Source organism: Micromonospora echinospora (genome assembly GCF_014203425.1).
GTDB classification, from domain to species: domain Bacteria; phylum Actinomycetota; class Actinomycetes; order Mycobacteriales; family Micromonosporaceae; genus Micromonospora; species Micromonospora echinospora_A.
Window position 1 is genome coordinate 4,119,609 of record NZ_JACHJC010000001.1, and the last position, 18,204, is coordinate 4,137,812.

General features: G+C 72.2%; 18 protein-coding genes. 7 read left to right on the plus strand and 11 right to left on the minus strand.

Annotated elements, in window-relative coordinates; translation table 11 throughout:
* Positions 1-3 precede the first annotated feature (3 nt).
* The 9 genes from FHU28_RS19100 to FHU28_RS19140 form a co-directional block, all read right to left on the minus strand.
* Positions 4-1,416, minus strand: a complete 1,413-nt coding sequence (locus tag FHU28_RS19100) for a GH1 family beta-glucosidase (RefSeq protein WP_184685911.1) — start codon at positions 1,414-1,416, stop codon at positions 4-6.
* A 38-nt stretch (positions 1,417-1,454) separates the two neighbouring features.
* A complete protein-coding gene (locus FHU28_RS19105; RefSeq protein ID WP_184685912.1) occupies positions 1,455-2,462 on the minus strand; it encodes an ABC transporter ATP-binding protein in 1,008 nt (335 codons plus the stop codon).
* Complete coding sequence (locus FHU28_RS19110; RefSeq protein WP_184685913.1) at positions 2,459-3,526, minus strand: ABC transporter permease; 1,068 nt, start codon at positions 3,524-3,526, stop codon at positions 2,459-2,461. The genes FHU28_RS19105 and FHU28_RS19110 overlap by 4 nt, the downstream gene beginning before the upstream one ends.
* Before the next feature lie 3 nt (positions 3,527-3,529).
* Positions 3,530-4,507: an ABC transporter permease gene (locus FHU28_RS19115; RefSeq protein ID WP_073829545.1), complete on the minus strand. Its 978-nt coding sequence runs from the start codon at positions 4,505-4,507 to the stop codon at positions 3,530-3,532.
* Complete coding sequence (locus FHU28_RS19120) at positions 4,504-5,610, minus strand: ABC transporter ATP-binding protein (RefSeq protein ID WP_184685914.1); 1,107 nt, start codon at positions 5,608-5,610, stop codon at positions 4,504-4,506. Before FHU28_RS19120 ends, FHU28_RS19115 begins: the two co-directional genes overlap by 4 nt.
* A gap of 88 nt (positions 5,611-5,698) precedes the next feature.
* Positions 5,699-7,375, minus strand: a complete 1,677-nt coding sequence (locus FHU28_RS19125; protein ID WP_184685915.1) for an ABC transporter substrate-binding protein — start codon at positions 7,373-7,375, stop codon at positions 5,699-5,701.
* A gap of 118 nt (positions 7,376-7,493) precedes the next feature.
* Positions 7,494-8,564, minus strand: a complete 1,071-nt coding sequence (locus tag FHU28_RS19130; RefSeq protein ID WP_184685916.1) for a LacI family DNA-binding transcriptional regulator — start codon at positions 8,562-8,564, stop codon at positions 7,494-7,496.
* Positions 8,565-8,792: 228 nt separating this feature from the next.
* Complete coding sequence (locus tag FHU28_RS19135; RefSeq protein WP_184689704.1) at positions 8,793-9,515, minus strand: FkbM family methyltransferase; 723 nt, start codon at positions 9,513-9,515, stop codon at positions 8,793-8,795.
* A gap of 468 nt (positions 9,516-9,983) precedes the next feature.
* Positions 9,984-10,364 carry a YccF domain-containing protein gene (locus tag FHU28_RS19140; protein WP_184685917.1) on the minus strand — a complete coding sequence of 127 codons (381 nt, stop codon included), beginning with the start codon at positions 10,362-10,364 and terminating at the stop codon, positions 9,984-9,986.
* Between the two features lie 92 nt (positions 10,365-10,456).
* Between FHU28_RS19140 and FHU28_RS19145 the strand changes: the two genes are divergently transcribed.
* From FHU28_RS19145 to FHU28_RS19165, 5 genes are all read left to right on the plus strand, one after another.
* Complete coding sequence (locus tag FHU28_RS19145; RefSeq protein WP_311773617.1) at positions 10,457-11,461, plus strand: FUSC family protein; 1,005 nt, start codon at positions 10,457-10,459, stop codon at positions 11,459-11,461.
* Positions 11,462-11,590: 129 nt separating this feature from the next.
* Positions 11,591-12,700, plus strand: a complete 1,110-nt coding sequence (locus tag FHU28_RS19150; protein WP_184685918.1) for a M24 family metallopeptidase — start codon at positions 11,591-11,593, stop codon at positions 12,698-12,700.
* Positions 12,697-13,839, plus strand: a complete 1,143-nt coding sequence (locus FHU28_RS19155; RefSeq protein ID WP_184685919.1) for an acyl-CoA dehydrogenase family protein — start codon at positions 12,697-12,699, stop codon at positions 13,837-13,839. The genes FHU28_RS19150 and FHU28_RS19155 overlap by 4 nt, the downstream gene beginning before the upstream one ends.
* A gap of 9 nt (positions 13,840-13,848) precedes the next feature.
* Positions 13,849-14,064, plus strand: a complete 216-nt coding sequence (locus FHU28_RS19160; protein ID WP_030502405.1) for a DUF433 domain-containing protein — start codon at positions 13,849-13,851, stop codon at positions 14,062-14,064.
* Between the two features lie 59 nt (positions 14,065-14,123).
* Positions 14,124-14,627 carry an Lrp/AsnC family transcriptional regulator gene (locus FHU28_RS19165; RefSeq protein ID WP_184685920.1) on the plus strand — a complete coding sequence of 168 codons (504 nt, stop codon included), beginning with the start codon at positions 14,124-14,126 and terminating at the stop codon, positions 14,625-14,627.
* Here the strand turns inward: FHU28_RS19165 and FHU28_RS19170 are convergent.
* Positions 14,560-15,171 carry a histidine phosphatase family protein gene (locus FHU28_RS19170; RefSeq protein ID WP_184685921.1) on the minus strand — a complete coding sequence of 204 codons (612 nt, stop codon included), beginning with the start codon at positions 15,169-15,171 and terminating at the stop codon, positions 14,560-14,562. The two genes, FHU28_RS19165 and FHU28_RS19170, sit on opposite strands and share 68 nt — an antisense overlap.
* Before the next feature lie 161 nt (positions 15,172-15,332).
* On the opposite strand from FHU28_RS19170, the gene FHU28_RS19175 reads away from it, so the two are divergent.
* Positions 15,333-15,527, plus strand: a complete 195-nt coding sequence (locus FHU28_RS19175; RefSeq protein WP_073829538.1) for a CsbD family protein — start codon at positions 15,333-15,335, stop codon at positions 15,525-15,527.
* Positions 15,528-15,591: 64 nt separating this feature from the next.
* Here the strand turns inward: FHU28_RS19175 and FHU28_RS19180 are convergent, their stop codons facing one another.
* A complete protein-coding gene (locus tag FHU28_RS19180; protein WP_184685922.1) occupies positions 15,592-16,998 on the minus strand; it encodes a KamA family radical SAM protein in 1,407 nt (468 codons plus the stop codon).
* 143 nt (positions 16,999-17,141) lie between these two features.
* Between FHU28_RS19180 and kdd the strand changes: the two genes are divergently transcribed.
* Positions 17,142-18,203 (plus strand): L-erythro-3,5-diaminohexanoate dehydrogenase, encoded by a 1,062-nt coding sequence (kdd, locus tag FHU28_RS19185; protein WP_311773618.1) that lies wholly within the window; start codon positions 17,142-17,144, stop codon positions 18,201-18,203.
* Position 18,204: the final 1 nt, after the last annotated feature.

Sequence of the window (18,204 nt, forward strand, 5' to 3'; positions counted from 1 at the left end):
GCGTCAGCGCTGGCCGCGTACCCGCCGCACGGTGTCCCGGTACCACAACGCGCTGCGCTTGGGGACGCGGCGCTGCGTGTCGTAGTCGACCCGGACGATGCCGAACCGCTTGTCGTAGCCGTACGCCCACTCGAAGTTGTCCAGCAGCGACCAGGCGAAGTAGCCGCGCACGTCCGCCCCGGCCTGTCGGGCCCGGGCCACCGCCCGCAGGTGCTCGGCGAGGTAGCCGACCCGGTCGTCGTCGGCGACGAACCCGTCCGCGTCCGGCTTGTCGTCGAACGCGGCGCCGTTCTCGGTGATCACCATGGGCGTGCCCGGGTAGTCGCGGTGCAGCCGCACCAGCAGCTCGGTGAAGGACTCCGGCACGATCTCCCAGTCCATCGCGGTACGTGGCAGGTCGCGGCGCACCACCCGGCGTACCGGCTTGCCGTCGTCGTCGCGGTCGCGGCCCTGCTCGTCCACGCCGGAGTGCAGCTGCCCGAAGTAGAAGTTCACGCCCAGCACCTCGATGGGGGCGGCGATGACGTCCAGGTCGCCGTCGCGCACCGGGATCTCCACGCCCTCGGCGGCCAGGTCCGCGATCACGTCCTGCGGGTACTCCCCGCGCAGCACCGGGTCGAGGTAGAGCCGGTTGCCCAGCCCGTCGGCGGCCCGCGCCGCGTCCCGGTCGGCCGCGCTGTCGGTGGCCGGGTCGGCGGTGGACAGGTTCAGCGTGATGCCCAGCTCGATCGGCGCCGTGGCCGCCTCGCGCAGCCGCCGCGTGGCCAGCCCGTGCCCGAGCAGCAGGTGGTGGGCCGCGGCGATACCGTCGCCGAGGTTCCGCCGGCCCGGGGCGTGGTCGCCGTAGGCGTACCCGAGCATCGCCGAGCACCACGGCTCGTTGAGCGTGGTCCAGGTGCGGACCCGGTCGCCGAGCGCGGCGAAGACCAGCTCGGCGTAGTCGGCGAACCGGTACGCGGTGTCCCGGTTCGGCCAGCCGCCCGCGTCCTCGAGCTCCTGCGGCAGGTCCCAGTGGTAGAGCGTCACCCACGGCTCGACGTCGCGGCCGAGCAGCTCGTCCACCAGCCGGTCGTAGAAGGCCAGCCCGGCCACGTTCGCCGGGCCGCGCCCGCCCGGCTGCACCCGCGGCCAGGCCACCGAGAACCGGTACGTGTCCATCCCCAGGTCCGCGATCAGCGCCACGTCCTGCGGCATCCGGTGGTAGTGGTCGCACGCCACGTCGCCGTGGTCACCGTTGACGACCGCCCCGGGCACCCGGCAGAACGTGTCCCAGATGGACGGCGTGCGGCCGTCCTCGGCCACCGCGCCCTCGATCTGGTACGACGACGTCGCCACCCCCCACCGGAAGGTCGGCGGCAGCGTGTCGATCGGGTCCGGACCGGCGACTGACGACGGGCGGGTGAGGTCGGTGTCCATGCTTCTCCTCGCGGTTGCGGGTGGTGGTGTCGGGCGGGTCAGCGGGACAGGGGCGCGACGGCCGGGTGCAGATGGCACGCGACGGCCCGCGCCGGGTCGTCGACGTACGGCGCGCCGAGCGCCGGCACCTGCTCGTCGCACCCGTCGAACGCCTTCGGGCAGCGGGGATGGAACGCGCACCCGGACGGCATGGCGCGCAGGTCCGGCGGGGAGCCGGGGATGCCGGTCAGCTCGCGGCGCGGCCCGTGCAGCGCCGGGAACGAGTGCAGCAACCCCTCGGTGTACGGGTGCAGCGGCTCCCGGTACAGCCGGGCGGCGGGCGCCTCCTCGACGATCCGGCCGCCGTACATGATCGCGATGCGGTCGGAGAACTCGACGAGCAGCGACAGGTCGTGGGTGATGAACAGCACCGCGAAGCCGAGGCGTTCGCGCAGCTCGGCGAGCTGGCCGAGGATCTGCCGCTGCATCACCACGTCCAGCGCGGTGGTCGGCTCGTCCATGATGACCAGCTGCGGCTCCAGCGCCAGCGCCATCGCGATCATGACGCGTTGCCGCATGCCGCCGGAGAGCTGGTGCGGATAGCTGTCCAGCCGGTCGGCGGAGATGCCGACCAGGCGCAGCAGGTCCTTCGCGCGGGTCAGCCGGCTCGCCGCGGTGGTCTTCGGCTCGTGCGCCCGGATCACGTCGAGCAGTTGGGTGGAGACCTTGTGCACCGGGTTGAGCGAGTTCATCGCGCCCTGGAACACGATCGACGTCTCCGCCCAGCGGAACTCGCGCAGCTTCGCCGGGCTGAGCGTGAGGACGTCGACCGGCGGGCCGTCGGCCGGGTGGTAGATCACCTGACCGCCGCTGACCACGCCGGGCGGGGGCAGCAGCCGGGTCAGCCCGTACGCGAGCGTGGACTTGCCGCTGCCGCTCTCCCCGGCCAGGCCGAGCACCTCGCCGCGGTGCAACGTCAGGTCGACGTCGCGGACCGCGCGCACGGCGTCCGCGCCGATGCCGTAGTCGACGCACAGCCCGCGGATCTCCAGCACCTGGTCGCTCATGCGCGCGTCCCTCCCTGGTCGGCGTCGGCGGGCTGCCCGTCGGCGGCGTCGCGTGCCTGCATCGGCACGGTGGCGGTGACCGGCGCGAGCACCGGGGTGAACCCGACGCGCATCGCGACGGTGCGTCCGTCGGCGGTCCGGATCCGGGTCCGGCCGCCGGTGCGCAGCCGGGGGCTGACGAACTCGTCGATGCCGAAGTTGATCAGCGCGAGCGCGGTGCCGAGCAGCGCGATGGCCAGCCCGGCCGGCACGAACCACCACCAGGCGCCCTGCGCGAGCGCCTGCTGTCCCTGCGCCCAGAACAGGATCGTGCCCCAGTTCCACGACGAGACCGACGAGACGCCGATGAACGCCAGGGTGATCTCCGACATCACCGCGAAGATGACAGTGCCGACGAAGCCGGAGGCGATGATCGCGGTCAGGTTGGGCAGGATCTCGAAGCCGATGATCCGCCAGGTCCGTTCGCCGGTGGCCCGGGCGGCCTCGACGTAGTCGCGGCGGCGTAACGACAGCGTCTGGGCGCGCAGCACCCGCGCGCCCCAGGCCCACGACGTGAGGCCGATGATGAGCGCCACGAGCGTGTCGCTGGCCTGGTCGACGAGGGACGTGACGATGATGATCAGCGGCAGCGCCGGGATCACCAGGAACACGTTCGACACGGCCGACAGGCCCTCGTCGGCCGCGCCGCCCAGGTAGCCGGCGGTCACGCCGATCAGGATGGACAGGATCGTGGCGAGCACGCCGGCGGTCAGGCCCACCACCATCACGCTGCGCGCGCCGACCAGGATCTGGCTGAAGATGTCCTGCCCGAGGTGGGTGGTGCCGAACCAGTGCCGGGCCGAGGGCGCCTGGAGCACGTCGGCGCTGCGCGCGTCCGGGTCGTACGGCGCGATCCACGGCCCGATCACCGCCAGGAGCACGTACACCCCGAGGACGGCCAGGCCGGTCGCGGCCTTGCCGTTGGCGACGAAGCGGAACCGGCGGCGGCGGGCCCGGGCCGACGGCTGCGCCATCGCCCCCTGGCCGGGGATGACCTGCTCGATGCTGGACGGGGAGAGTGTCATCGTTCAGCTCTTTCGGGTCCGCGGGTCGAGGAGCAGGTACGCCACGTCGGCGAGCAGGTTCGCCACCAGCACCGAGATCGTGATGATCAGGAAGATGCCCTGCATCAGCGGGTAGTCCTTCGAGCCGACGGCCTGGAAGAGCTGGAACCCCAGACCCGGGTACGAGAAGACGATCTCCACGAGGAGCGTGCCGCCGACGATGAAGCCCAGCGACAGCGCGAACCCGGAGACGTTCGGCAGCAGCGCGTTGCGCGCGGCGTAGCTGAGCGCCACCCGGCGCTCGGAGAGCCCTTTGGCGTGCGCCACTGTGATGTAGTCCTCGCTGGCGACCGTGACCATCATGTTGCGCATGCTGAGGATCCAGCCGCTCATCGACGACACCAGGATCGTCGCCGCCGGCAGGATGCTGTGCTGGATGGCGCTGGGCACGAAGTACGCGTCGAACGCCGGCACCAGGCCCGGCTCGTAGCCGCCGGAGGACGGGAAGAAGCTGCCCGGCCCGGCGAACAGCGCGATGGCGACCAGGCCCAGCCAGAAGTACGGGATCGAGGAGAGGAACGTGGTGGCCGGGAGCAGCCCGTCGATCCAGGAGCCGCGCCGCCAGCCCGCGCCGACGCCCAGCGCGGTGCCGAGCAGGAAGCTCACGATCGTGGTGACGCCGACCAGGCCGACCGTCCACGGCAGGCTGTTCCCGATCACCTCCGACACCGGGGCGGGGAAGAACGTGAACGACATCCCCAGGTCGCCGCGCAGGAGTTGCCCCCAGTAGGCGACGTACTGCTCCCACAGCGAGCGGTCGGAGTCCAGCCCGAACAGCACCCGTAGCGACGCGATCGCGTCGGCGCTGATCCGGCCCTGGTTGCGGGAGATCAGCGACTGCACCGGGTCGCCCGGCACCATCCGCGGGATGAAGAAGTTCAGCGTGATCGCCGCCCAGGCGGTGAACAGGTAGAAGGCCACCCGTTGCAGCAGGAACCTCACCGGGCCGCCTCCGATCCGGCCTGCTCCGCGTTCTCCGCCTTCTCCGTCGCGAAGGTCTCGGCGTCGAACAGCCAGCACGCGGCCCAGTGCCCGGGCGCGTCGTCGACCGGGATGGCCGGCGGCAGGTCGGTGGCGCAGCGCGGCATCGCCGCCGGGCAACGCGGGTGGAACCGGCAGCCGGTGGGCGGGCGGATCAGGCTCGGCGGCTCGCCGTGGCCCCGCTCACCGGCCGCCGCGCCGTCGCCGCCCGCGCCGGTGATCCGCTCCGGGTCCGGTGCCGATTCGATCAGCAACCGGGTGTACGGGTGGGCCGGCCGCTGGGTGACCGTCTCGCTGTCGCCGCCCTCGACCATCCGCCCGGCGTACATGACGATCGTCTCGTCGGCGAAGTAGCGGGCCGAGGCGATGTCGTGGGTGATGTAGAGGATCGCCAGGTTGAGCCGGTCCTTGAGGTCCTGGAGCAGGTTGAGCACGCCCAGGCGGATCGAGACGTCCAGCATCGACACCGGCTCGTCGGCAAGCAGCACCTCCGGGTCCGCGCCGAGCGCCCGCGCGATCGCGACGCGCTGGCGCTGCCCGCCGGACAGCTCGTGCGGGAACGCGTCGAGGTAGCGCTCCGGCGGGGTCAGGCTGACCCGGGTCAGCAGGTCGGCGAGCGCCTTGTCCAGCCCGTCCGGCCCGGTCCCGGCGTTGCCGTGGATGCGCAGCGACCGGGTCAGGTGGTAGCGGACCGTGTGCACCGGGTTCAGCGAGGCGAACGGGTCCTGCAGGATCAACTGCACCCGCCGCACGTACGCCCGGAACCGGCGCCCGCCGCGTACCCGGGTCGAGCGGCCGTGCAGCCGGATGTCGCCGCCGGTGCGCGGGTAGAGCTGGGCCAGCAGCCGGGCGACTGTGGACTTGCCGGAGCCGGACTCGCCGACCAGCGCGGTCACCCGGCCACGGCGCAACTCGATCGATACGTCGTCGACGGCGTGCACCACCGCCGGGGTCCGGGAGAGAAGGTCACGCAGCCGCCGGCGGACGGGGAAGTGCTTGGTCAGGCCGACGGCCTCCAGCACCACCTCGTCGGCCGGCGCTGGTGCGCTCTCGGTCAACGTCATGCCGAATTCCTGTCTGGGGTTGCCGGTAGCGAGGGGCGGGCGCCGCCGGCCCGGCCCGGGCGATCGGGGCCGGGCCGGCGGCGCCGGGTCAGCCGTTGGCCGGCTTGAGGTGCAGCACCACGTCCACCGCGTTGGGCTGGGTGGGCTGGAGCGCGCCGTACGGGTTCGAGTCGTCCGGCCAGCCGACCCAGTTCTTCGTGCTGTACGCGCCGCCGATGTTGTCCGCGCCGACCGGGATCATCGGCATCTGCTCGACGAAGATCTTCTGCAGCGTGGCCAGCGCGGTGGCGCGGGTGGCGTCGTCGGTGGCGTTGGCGTACGACACCAGCGCGTCGGTGGCCTCCTTGCTCTGGAACCGGCCGAAGTTGCCCGCCGGGGAGGCGGTGCCGATCGGCTTCAGCACGCGGCCGTCCATGATGGTCCGGTAGATGTCGTACGGCGTGGCGCCGCTCTCGGTCCACCGGAACGTGGCCTCGAAGTTGCCCTGCTCGACGTTGCGGAACCAGGCGTCCTGGTTGGCCTTGTCGACGGTCGCCGCGATGCCGATCTTCGCCAGGTTGCCCTTCACGATCTCCAGGCTGGTCTGGTAGTCCGACCAGCCGGCCGGGTCGGTCAGCCGGATCGTGACGGCCTTCCCGCTCTTGTCCTTCAGCGTGTTGCCGTCCAGCTTGTAGCCGGCGCCGGTGAGCAGCGCCTTGGCGCCCTCGACGTCGACCTTGTGCTCCTGGCCCTTGTACTCGGGCGCGATGAACGAGTCACCGGCCGGGCTCGGCAGACCGGTCACGCTCTTGACCTCGGGGTGGAAGTAGCCGGCCTCGGCGGTGGTGAAGATGTCCGCCCGGTCGATCACCATGTTCATGGCCTTGCGCAGCGTCGGGTCGTCGAACGGCTTCTTCGTGGTGTTCAGGTAGAGACCGTGGATGCCGAGCACCGGGGGCGCCCACATCTTGTGGTTCTTCTGGTCCTTGGCCACGAACACGGTCTGGTAGTTCGGGATGAAGACGAAGCTCCACTCCGCCTCGCCGTTCGCGAGCGCGGTGGTCTGCGCGCTGTTGTCGGTGTAGGAGGTGTACCGCAGCTCCTTCACCTTCGGCAGGTCCTGCCAGTAGCCGCTGTCGCGTACCGCGAGCGTCATGCTCGCCGGGGTGAACGACTTGAGCGTGTACGGGCCGCTGCCGACCGGCTGCTTCACCGGGTCGGTGGCCGGGTCGGCGATCTTCTCCCACAGGTGCTTGGGCACGATCGGCACCCGCCACAGCACTTTCTGCTGGTTGACGAACTGCGGGCTGGCCATCGAGATGGTGACCTCGTTGCCGCTGGCGACGGCGTCGGTGTACGGCACACCCTGGTCGTTGATGGCCGGGAACTTCTTCACCAGGTTGTAGGTGAACGCGACGTCCTCGGCGGTGACCTTCTGCCCGTCCGACCAGGTCGCGTTCTCGCGGATGGTCACCTTCACCGACTTGTAGTCCGACGACCACTCGGCCTTGGTGGCCAGCCACGGCTTGAACGGCTCGGCCGGCTTGACCGGGTTCCACATCATCAGCGGCTCGTAGATCTGCCACCGGTAGCCCAGCGAGGCGGCGGCCGAGGTGGTGAGGAACGGGTTGTTGTTCTCGGCCTGCGGGCCGTTGGGCATGCCGACGCTCAGCACCGTCGCGGCCTGGCCGCTCTTCTTGTTCGCGTTCGGGCTGTCGCCGCACGCGGCGGCGGTGGTGACCATCGCGCCGGCCAGCGCGAGGGCGAGGAGTTGCCGTCTTCTCATGGAGGTCTCCCTCGGTGGTCCCGCATTCCACGGGCGGGATGTGGTGGATGGGGGGTGTGCGGTGGTGCCACCGGCGGGCGGGCCCGCCGGCATGGTCGCCGGGTACGGCGGGGTGGGGTCAGGTGACGCGGGCGCCCGCCGGCTCCCGCGCGCCTGTCGGGTCCTGTTCGGTCGTGCCGCTTGTGTTCCCGCCCGCGCCCGTCGAGTCGCGGGCGGTGAAGCCGGTGGGGATGACGGTCGGGGTGTCCGGCAGCGGGGTGCCGGCGAGGTGGGCGATGAGCAGCCGGGCTGCGGCCGTACCCATCTCCCGCAGGGGTTGGCGCACGGAGCTCAGCGGCGGGTGGGTGTGCCCGGCCAGCGGCAGGTCGTCGAAGCCGACCACCGCGACGTCCTGCGGGACGCGCCGTCCGGCGTCGCGCAGCGCCTGCAGCGCCCCGGCGGCCGACAGGTCGTTGTGGGCGAAGACGGCGTCGAAGGGTACGCCGTCGGCGAGCAGCCGCCGCACCGCCGCGCGCCCGCACTCGAAGGTGAAGTCGCCCTCCACCACGCGTTCCGGTTCGATTTCCAGGCCGGCTTCGGCGTAGGCGCCGGCGAACCCGGCGAGCCGTTCCCGGGTGCAGCCGAAGCGGCGCAGGCCGGTGACGACGAGCGGGCGCCGCCGGCCGAGCGCCAGCAGGTGCGTCGCGGCGGCCCGCGCCCCGGCCTCGTTCGTGGTGCGCACCGACGGGAAGCCCGGCTGGTGGCCCCGGTCGTCGATGAGGATGACCGGCAGGCCGCGCCGGTGCAGCTCGGTGATGTAGTCCAGCGTCCCCTCTGGTTCGACCACGAGCAGGCCGTCGAACGACTTGGCCGAGACCTGGGAGGCGAACCGGCGCATCGACTCGTCGCCGTGGGTGCAGGTGAACAGCAGCATGCCGTAGCCGGCGGCCTCGACCACGTCGGCCGCGCCCTGGAGCACCTCGCCCATCCACGGCCAGGTCAGCGCCGGGACCAGCATCCCGACCACCCGGGTACGCCCCCGGGCCAGCCCGACCGCGCGGGCGCTCGGCACGTACCCGAGGTCGCTGATCACCGCGCGAACCCGGTCGGCGGTGCGGAGGTGCACCTCGCCCTTGCCGTTCAGCACGCGCGACACCGTCGTCTTGCTCACCCCGGCGCGGGCGGCGACGTCGGCGATCGTGATCGGCACGTGACGCTCCTAGGTCGACGGGATGAGCGGAATGTTTCGGAACCGGTTGCGGAAGCGGTTCCGTGGCAGTCAACCCAAGTGGCGCGGGTCACGTCAATCACAGATGGGTAACGATGTATAGCTAAGTTCGAGTCGTGAAAAAAGTGCCCGGGCTGCGCCTGCGTCGATCACGGTGATGAGCAGGGTCGATGCCTTCCGGCCCGGCCGTCCTAGGTCCGAAGTGGAGGTTCAGGGGCGGGCGTACACGTCGCCGGAGTTGGCCTCGTCCGGCACCGTCCCCAGATACGCGGCCACCTCGGCGGCCGGACGCCAGCCCGGCAGCGCGAACGTCGTCTCGTCACCGATCGCCACAGTGAAGCGGGTGAAGCCGAGCGCGGTGAGCCGGTCCAGGCAGCGCGCCGCCGCCACCCGGGCGATGGTGGTGAACTCGAACGACAGCGCCGGGACCGGCCGGCTCAGCCCGGCGAGCACGGCGTCCTCGTAGCCCTCCACGTCGATCTTCACGAACGCCGGTACGCCGTACGCGGCCATCAGCGCGTCGAGCGTGGTGCCGGGCACCTCGATCCGGGCGTCCCACGTCTGACCCTCCCAGCCGGGTGCGCCGTCGGCGGCGCGGACGAACCCGGGGGAGGCGGTGGAGACCGTCGGGTTGGCCGTGTTCACGTGCAGCCGCACCGGCCCGGCGGTACGCCCGCAGGCCGCCTCGACCACCGTCACCGCGTCGTCGCCCGCGTACATCTCGCGCAGCGCCCGGGCGCACAACGGCTGCGGCTCGACTGCCACCACTGTCGCGCCGAGACGGCGGAAGCTGCCCAGCCGGTCGCCCACGTGCGCGCCGACGTCGAAGACCAGGTCACCGGCGCGGACCAGCGGGGCGTAGAACGCGTCGAGCGCGGCGTCGCGCGTCGGGTCGCCGTGGTAGAAGTCCAGCGACCGGCGCAGGCCGGACATCGCCGGGTCTGCCTTCAGCGTCTCGATCACCCCGTCCCGCACCCTCCCGACGCTAGTCAGCGTCGCTTGCCCGCGAGCCGCATTCGCATCCTTCCTGCCGCCAGGCCCGCATCACCCCATCCTCCTAGGATGCTGTAGAGGTGGTGAGGTCTGTCGCTCACCGCGGACGGAAAGCTGGCCGTTGCGGGGAGATGCCGGTCTCGCGGCGACCGCGCCGCTGACGTTCGCCCGTTCCGACGCGCACCTTCCACGCTCGCGCTCGTGACCTGCGAGATCTTGGTACGAAACGGCCCTCAGAGGGGCCACTTCGTATCCCGGTCGCCGAGATCGTGGCGGTCGTCCTCGGCTGCGAACGTCAACCCGCCGCGTAACCGTCGCGGAGTGGAACGCCATGGGTGTCTCCGGCCGTGTTTGACACCCATGGCGTTCCAGTGGCGGGTGGATCCCTCGTGGCGAGGAGGGGGCGGGTTACGGGTTCTCGACTACCTCCTGGCCGAGCGGCCACAGCGCCGCCGGGACCAGCTTGAAGTTGGCCACCCCGAACGGGATGCCGATGATCGTCACGCAGAGCGCGACGCCGGCGAGGATGTGCGACAGGGCGAGCCACCAGCCGGCCAGCACGACCCAGAGCACGTTGGCCAGTCCGGAGGGAAGCCCGGCGCCCGGCTTGCGCACGAGGGTGCGCCCGAACGGCCACAGCGAGTACGAGGCGAGCCGCAGCGAGGCGACGCCGAAGGGGATGGTGACGACCAGGACGAAGCAGATGAGGGCGGCCACGCCGTAGCCGAGGGCCAGGACGAAGCCGCCACCGAAGACGAGCCACAACAGGTTCAGCAGAAAGCGGATCACCACTCCATGGTCGCTCGCGTCCGCAAGCGCGCGTCGCGGGCATACCGGCGCGAGCCCCGGGTAGAGGAGGGCGTGGTCGAGCCCGAGCCGTCGTGCCCGTGACCCCCGTCGCTCCGGCGGCGCGCCGGGAGTTCCGGGAGGCGTTCGAGCGGCTGCGCCGGTACTTCATCGTGGCGCTCCAGGCCGGTCTGGCCGCGGGGCTGGCCTGGTACGTGGCCGCCTCCGTGCTCAAGAACCCGCAGCCGCTGTTCGCGCCGGCGGCAGCGGTGGGCACCATCGCCGCGGCGATCGGCAACCGGATCCGCCGTACCGCCGAACTGCTGGGCGGTGTCATCGTCGGTGTCCTGGTCGGCGATCTGATCATCAAGCTGATCGGGGCGGGTCCGGTGCAGACCGGCCTGGTGGTGGCGCTCGCCATCTCGCTCGCGGTGGTGATCCGGGGCAGCGGCGCCGTGATGGTGCAGGCGGGTAGTACGGCAGTGCTGCTGGGCACCGTCGAGCCGAGCGCGCCGGACCTGGCCGTGCCGCGTACGGCGAACGCGCTCGTGGGCGGCGGGGTGGCGATGGTGGTGGCGCTGCCGCTGAACCCGGTGCGGGTGGTGCATCGTGCCGCCGGGCCCACGCTGGATCTGTTCGCCAGCGAGCTGACGGCGGCGGCGAGCGCGCTCGCCGCCCGGGACGCCGGGGCGGCCGAGGCGGCGCTGACCCGGTTGGAGGCGGCCGAGGTCGAACGAAAACAGACCACCGAGAGCGTCGGTGCGGCCCGGGAGGTGACGGCGCTGTCGCCGTGGCGGTGGCGACGCCGGGCCCCGCTGCGCCGCTACCAGAACGCCGCGGCGCACCTGGAGCTGGCGTACACGAACAGCCGCAACATGGTCCGCCGGGTGGTCGCGCTGCTGGAGGCCGGTGAGCCGGTGCCACGGGCGCTGCCGGTCGCGGTCGAGAGGTTCGGGCAGTCGCTGCGGCTGCTGCACCGCGACTTCCTGGCCGGCCGCGCGCCGGACATCGCCCGGGTCCGGGCGCGGGAGGCCGCCGAGCAGGCCGGCCGGGCCCGGGCCGCTGGCCTCGGCTTCTCCGGCACGATCGTGGCGTCATAGCTGTTGATCGTGGTGGGGGAGCTGTTGCAGGCGTCCGGGATGACGAAGGTCGAGGCGGACCGGATGTCAGGTGTGTGCGAGCATCAAGCGGATTCCCACCCTGGCCCAAACGACCGTTAAGCTTCGGCTGTGGGAATCGACGATCTGTACCCCGCCGGGCGGCTGTCCGACGCCCAGCGCGCCACCGCCGCGGCGGGCCTGGACGCGCTGCTGCTCACCCCGGGTTCGGACCTGCGCTACCTGACCGGCTACGACGCCCGCGAGGGGGAGCGGCTGACCTGCCTGGTGCTGCCCGCCGAGGGCGAGCCGACGCTGATCGTGCCGGTGCTGGAGCGACCCGACGCCGAGGCCGCGCCGGGCGCCGGGTACCGGATCGTCGACCACGCCGACGGCGCCGACCCGTGGCCGCTGGTGCGCGCGGCGCTGCCCGGCCCGGTCCGCGCGGTGGGGCTGGCCGACCGGATGTGGGCACAGCAGGTCCTCGCGCTGCGCGACGTGCTGCCCGGCGCGGCCCAGCGGCTCGCCTCCGACGTGCTGCGCGAGATGCGGATCCGCAAGTCGCCGGCCGAGGTGGCGGCGCTGGCCGAGGCGGGCGCCGCGATCGACGCGGTGCACCTGCGAATGGCCGAGTGGCTGCGTCCCGGCCGCACCGAGCGGGAGGTCGCCGCCGACCTCGCCGCCGCGATCCGGACCGCCGGACACGCCACCGTCGACTTCGTCATCGTGGCCGCCGGCCCGAACGGCGCGAGCCCGCACCACGGCGTCTCGGACCGCCCGATCGGCGTCGGCGAGCCCGTGGTGGTCGACATCGGCGGCACCATGCCGTCGGGCTACCGCTCCGACTGCACACGCACGTACGTGGCCGGTGCCCCGGCGCCCGCCGAGTTCACCGACTACTACGCGGTGCTGCGGGAGGCGCAGCGCGCCGCCGTGGCCGCCGTCGCGCCGGGCGTGACCGCCGAGGCCATCGACGCGGTCGCCCGCGACGCCATCACCGCCGCCGGTTTCGGCGACGCCTTCCTGCACCGCACCGGGCACGGCATCGGCCTCGACGGCCACGAGGAGCCGTACGTGGTGACGGGCAACGCCCGGCCGCTCGAGGCCGGCATGGTTTTCTCGGTCGAACCCGGGATCTACCTCGCCGGGCGGCACGGCGCCCGGATCGAGGACATCGTCGTCTGCACAACGGACGGCGGGCAACGGCTCAACACCACCCCCACGGAGCTCATCGCGCTATGAACGTCGACCGGATCCTGCCCACCGACGAGGCCCGCGACCTGCTGGACCTCGCCACCGAACTCGCCGACCGGGAGCTGGCCCCGGCCGCCGCCGGTTTCGAGGCCCGCGCCGAGTTCCCCCGGGAGGTCCTGCGCACGCTGGGCCGGTCCGGCCTGCTCGGCCTGCCGTACGCCGAGGAGCACGGCGGCGCCGCCCAGCCGTACGAGGTGTACCTGCAGGTGCTGGAGATCCTCGCCAGCCGGTGGCTCGCAGTGGCCGAGGCGGTCAGCGTGCACACGCTGTCCTGCTATCCGGTGGCCCAGTTCGGCACCGACGAGCAGCGCAAACTGCTGCCGGACATGATCGGCGGGGAGCTGCTCGGGGCGTACTGTCTCTCCGAGCCGCAGGGTGGTTCGGACGCGGCGGCCATGACCACGCGGGCGGCGCGCGACGGCGACGCGTACGTCGTGACCGGGACCAAGGCGTGGATCACGCACGCCCAGGTGGCCGACTTCTACAACATCTTCTGCCGCACCGGCGGTCCCGGCCCGAAGGGCATCTCCTGCCTGCTGGCCGATCGGGCCACGCCGGGCATCCACCCGCAGGCCGCCGAGCGCACCATGGGCCTGCACTCCTCGCCGATCGCGCAGATCGCGTTCGACGACGCCCGGGTGCCGGCGGAACGGCTGATCGGCGGCGAGGGCACGGGCTTCACCATCGCCATGTCGGCGCTGGACTCCGGCCGCCTGGGCATCGCCGCGTGCGCGGTGGGCCTGGCCCAGGGCGCGCTGGACTACGCGGTCGGCTACGCCCGGGAGCGCCGCCAGTTCGGCCGCGCGATCATCGACTTCCAGGGGCTCGGGTTCAACCTGGCCGACGCCGCCACCCAGATCTCCGCCGCGCGGGCGCTCACGCTCGCCGCCGCGCGGCTGCGCGACGCCGGACGCCCGTACTCGATCGAGGCGGCGAAGGCGAAGCTGTTCGCCACCGACGTGGCGATGCGGGTGACCACCGACGCGGTGCAGGTGCTCGGCGGCGCCGGCTACGTCGCCGACCATCCGGTGGAGCGGTACATGCGCGAGGCGAAGGTGCTGCAGATCGTGGAGGGCACCAACCAGATCCAGCGGCTGGTCATCTCGCGCGCGCTGGCCAAGGGCTAGCCTGTCGCGGTGACCTTCCCCCGGATCACCGCCGACCCCGACGTCATGGGGGGTGCGCCCTGCGTACGGCAGTCGCGCATCCCCGTGGCCACCCTGCTGGCCATGATGGCCGAGGGCATGTCCGTCACCGACATCCTCACCGATCTGCCGTTCCTGGACGAGGAGGACATGGCGGAGGTGCTGAACTACGCCGCGGACGCGGTGCGCGACCGGACGGCGCGCTGAGCGTCACCCCGGCGGGCCGGGTACGACGTGGGAGCGCTTTTCCGGCTAGGGTGCACCGCGTGGAGGAGATCGACCGTGCCATCGTCGCCGCGCTGACCGGGGACGGTCGGCTGTCGTACACGGACCTGGCCGAGCGGGTGGGCCTGTCGGTGTCGGCCGTGCACCAGCGGGTCCGCCGGCTGGAGCAGCGCGGGGTGATCAAGGGGTACGCCGCGCGGGTGTCGTTCGAGGCGCTGGACCTGCCGCTGACCGCGTTCGTGGCGATCCGGCCGTTCGACCCGTCGCAGCCGGACGACGCGCCGGAGCGGCTGGCGCACCTGCCCGAGATCGACTCGTGCTACTCGGTGGCGGGGGAGGACTTCTACCTCCTGCTGGTACGGGTGGCCGGTCCGGCCGATCTGGAGCGGGTGCTGCAGGAGATCCGCACCTCCGCGAACGTCACCACGCGCACCACTGTGGTGCTGTCGACGCCGTACGAGAACCGGCCGCCGAAGATCAATGGCGAGCTGACCGTTCGGGGGCGTCCCCGCCCGTCGGCGGAGCCGGCAGGTTCCACCGCCTGATCACCCGCCGGCCGTGCTCGTGACCGAGCACGCTGAGCGTGGCGGTGTCCAGGCGCAGCAGCCCGCCGGCCGAGGGCGGCAGCCCGATCCAGCGCGCCCCGAGCACCCGCAGGCTGTGCCCGTGCCCGACGAGCGCGACGTCGCCCTGCTCCAGCAGCGGCGCGACCCGGTCCAGCACGCGGTCCAGGCGGGCGCCGACCTGCTCCGGTGACTCACCGCCGGTGCCGCCGTCGGTCCAGATCGACCAGCCGGGCCGCTCCTGCTGGATGTCCGCGGTGGTGCGTCCCTCGTACTCGCCGTAGTCCCACTCGGCCAGCTCCGGCTCGATCGCGTCCACGGTGAGCCCGGCCAGGGCGGCGGTGCTGGTGGCGCGCTGCCGGGGGCTGGACAGCACCCGGGCGAAGCGCCGGCCGGCCAGCAGGGGGCCCAGCGCCCTCGCCTGCCGCTCGCCGTCGGGGGTCAGCTCCAGGTCGGTGTACGAGGTGTGCTGGTGGGCGGCGCTCCAGGTGGTCTCGCCGTGCCGGATCAGCAGGATCTCGTTCACCGGCCCAGTCAACCACGGCGAAGCCGCGTCGGCCCGGGCACCGAGGCTTCAACCTATTATCCTAGGACGGCTTACGCGATGTGCGTCGGTCAACAACGTTTGACCCGACAGTCACCGGGGACGCGACAAGGGCAAGGCGTAGCCGGACGAGGGAGGGCGACATGAGCTTCACCGACAAGGCGAAGAACAAGGCCCAGGAGATGAGCGGCATGGCCAAGGAGCGCATCGGCGACGTCACCGACAACGAGCGGTTGCGGGCCGAGGGCGCCTCCGAGCAGAGCACGGCGCGCGCCCGGCAGGCCGGGGAGCACGCCAAGCAGGCGGGCCGCGACGTCAAGGACGCCTTCAACAAGTGAGTACGCGAACGGCGGGCCACCTCTTGCAGAGGTGGCCCGCCGTCGTGCGTCCCGGTGGCCGGGGTCAGTCGTCGCGGTGCGCGAGCCACCAGGCCTGGCCGGCCTCGGGCAGCGTGTCGATCGGGTCGTAGTAGGCGTAGCGCTTGTTCAGCGCCTCCAGGTCGGCCGACTCGATCGAGGTGCGGTAGTTCTTCGTCCAGTAGGAGATGCCGCGCTCACGGTCGTAGTCGGTGAGCATGTGCACCCAGCGCTTGCCGACGAACGGCACGTCGCAGACGATCCGCGGGGTGGCGTAGCCGGGCAGGTAGCCCATGATGTCGTGCTGGAGCTGCTGGGCGTGCCAGACCGGGACGCGCCAGTGCTCGGCGTTGGGGATCATGTCGCACATGTAGAAGTAGTACGGCAGGATGCCCGCCTCGCCCTGCAGCGCGAAGCACAGGTCCAGCAGGTCGGCGCTGGTGGCGTTGACGCCACGCATGAGCACGCCCTGGTTGCGCACGTCGCGTACGCCGACGTCGAGCGCGGTCTGGGCGGCCTTGGCGACCAGCGGGGTCAGCGACTGGGCGTGGTTGACGTGGGTGTGGATGGCCAGGTTGACGCCGCGGCGGGCGGCGGTGCGGGCGACCCGTTCGAGGCCCTCGACCACGTCGGGCTGGAGCCAGTGCTGGGGCAGGCCCATGAGCGCCTTGGTGGCGAGCCGGATGTCGCGGATGGTCTCGATCTCCAGCAGGCGCATCAGGTACGACTCGAGGTTGCGCCAGGGCACGTTGGCGACGTCGCCGCCGGAGACGACCACGTCGCGTACGCCGGGGTGGGCCTTGAGGTAGGCGATGTGGGCGTCGTAGCGGTCGACGGGCTTGAGGGTGAGCTTGAGCTTGTCGACGGCGGGGGTGGAGTTGCCGACCAGGTCCATCCGGGTGCAGTGCCCGCAGTACTGCGGGCAGGTGGAGAGCAGTTCGGCGAGGACCTTGGTGGGGTAGCGGTGGGTAAGGCCCTCGGCGACCCACATGTCGTGTTCGTGGAGGCTGTCGCGGCTGGCGTACGGGTGCGACGGCCAGTCGGTGCGGCGGTCGGACGCGACCGGGATCATGTAGCGGCGGATCGGGTCGGCGAGCAGCGCCTCGGTGCTCATCGGCTGATGCGGCACCATGGTGTTGAGCATCTGCGGCGGCACCAGCATGGACATGGTGGCCAGCGCCTTCTGGTCGGCCTCCAGGTCGGCGTAGAAGGTCTCGTCGACGGTGTCGCCGAGGACGGCGCGCAGTTGCTTGATGTTCTTGACGCAGTTGACCCGCTGCCACTGGGCGCTTTCCCACTGGTCGCGGGTGACGTGGCGCCAGCCGGGGAAGCGGGTCCAGTCGGGTTCGACGAGGGGCGCGCGGCGGTATTCGTAGGGCTGGCCGGCGGTCGGGACGGCGGTCGGCGTGGGGCGGGGCGTCGGGATGGTCTCCACCGGTTGGGTCTGGGTCACGGCCCCTCCTCGTCAGCGTGCGGGGTGATCAACGGATGCGTAGGCTACTGGAAAATCTGCGGTGAAGAAATTAGTCTGCCGGAAGTTTTCCCGCGACGCGAGCCCTGACCGGGGGTTCGGGCGGCTGGACATAGGGGGTCGGCGTGACGTCACCGGTGGGTCTGCACCGAGTCGTGGAACCGGCGGGGGTGCTCCCGCAGGCGGCCTGGCGGCTGGACCCGGACCCGCGGATCGCGGCGAACGAGGTACGGATCCGGGTCGAGCGGCTGAACCTGGACGCGGCGAGCTTCCGGCAGCTGGCGGAGAAGCACGGCGGGAACGGGGACAAGGTCCGCGCCGAGGTGCTGGAGATCGTGTCGACCCGGGGGAAGATGCAGAACCCGGTGACCGGTTCCGGCGGCATGCTGATCGGCACGGTGGAAGAGGCGGGGCGCCGCTCGCCGCTGGGGCTGCGGGCGGGCGACCGGGTCGCGACGCTCGTGTCGCTGACGCTGACGCCCCTGGCGATCACCGACGGGCTGGCCCGCTGGGACGGGCGCAGCGAGCAGGTGCCGTGCGACGGGCACGCGATCCTGTTCGCCCGGTCGATCGCCGCGGTGCTGCCGCCGGACCTGCACCCGGAGTTGTCCCTCGCCGTGCTGGACGTGTGCGGGGCGCCGGCGTTGACGGCGCGGGTGGTGGCCGAGCAGGTGGCGCGGCGCTCGCGGGATGGTGATCCGCGTCCGGTGTCGGTGGCGGTGATCGGTGGGGCCGGCAAGAGCGGGTCGTTGTCGCTCGCGGCGGCGCGGCGGGCAGGCGCCGCCCGTACCGTCGGGGTGGTGCCGGTGGTCGCGGAGCGGGACGCGCTGGCGGCGGCCGGGCTGGCCGACGTGGTGGCGCTCGCCGACGCGCGGGATCCGGTGGGGCTGTCGACGGCGGTGACGACGGCGCTGGGTGTGCCGGCGGACGTGACTGTGGTGTGCGTGGACGTGCCGGGGTGTGAGCACGGCGCGGTCCTGGCCACGGCGGACGGCGGTACGGTGATCTTCTTCTCGATGGCGACGAGCTTCGCGGCGGCGGCGCTGGGCGCGGAGGGCCTGGCGGCGGACGTGACGATGCTGGTGGGCAACGGGTACGTGCCGGGGCACGCGGCGCTGGCGCTGGACCTGTTGCGGTCCGAGCCGGGGGTGCGCGGTCTGTTCGAGGCCCGTCTGGCGGCAGACTGAG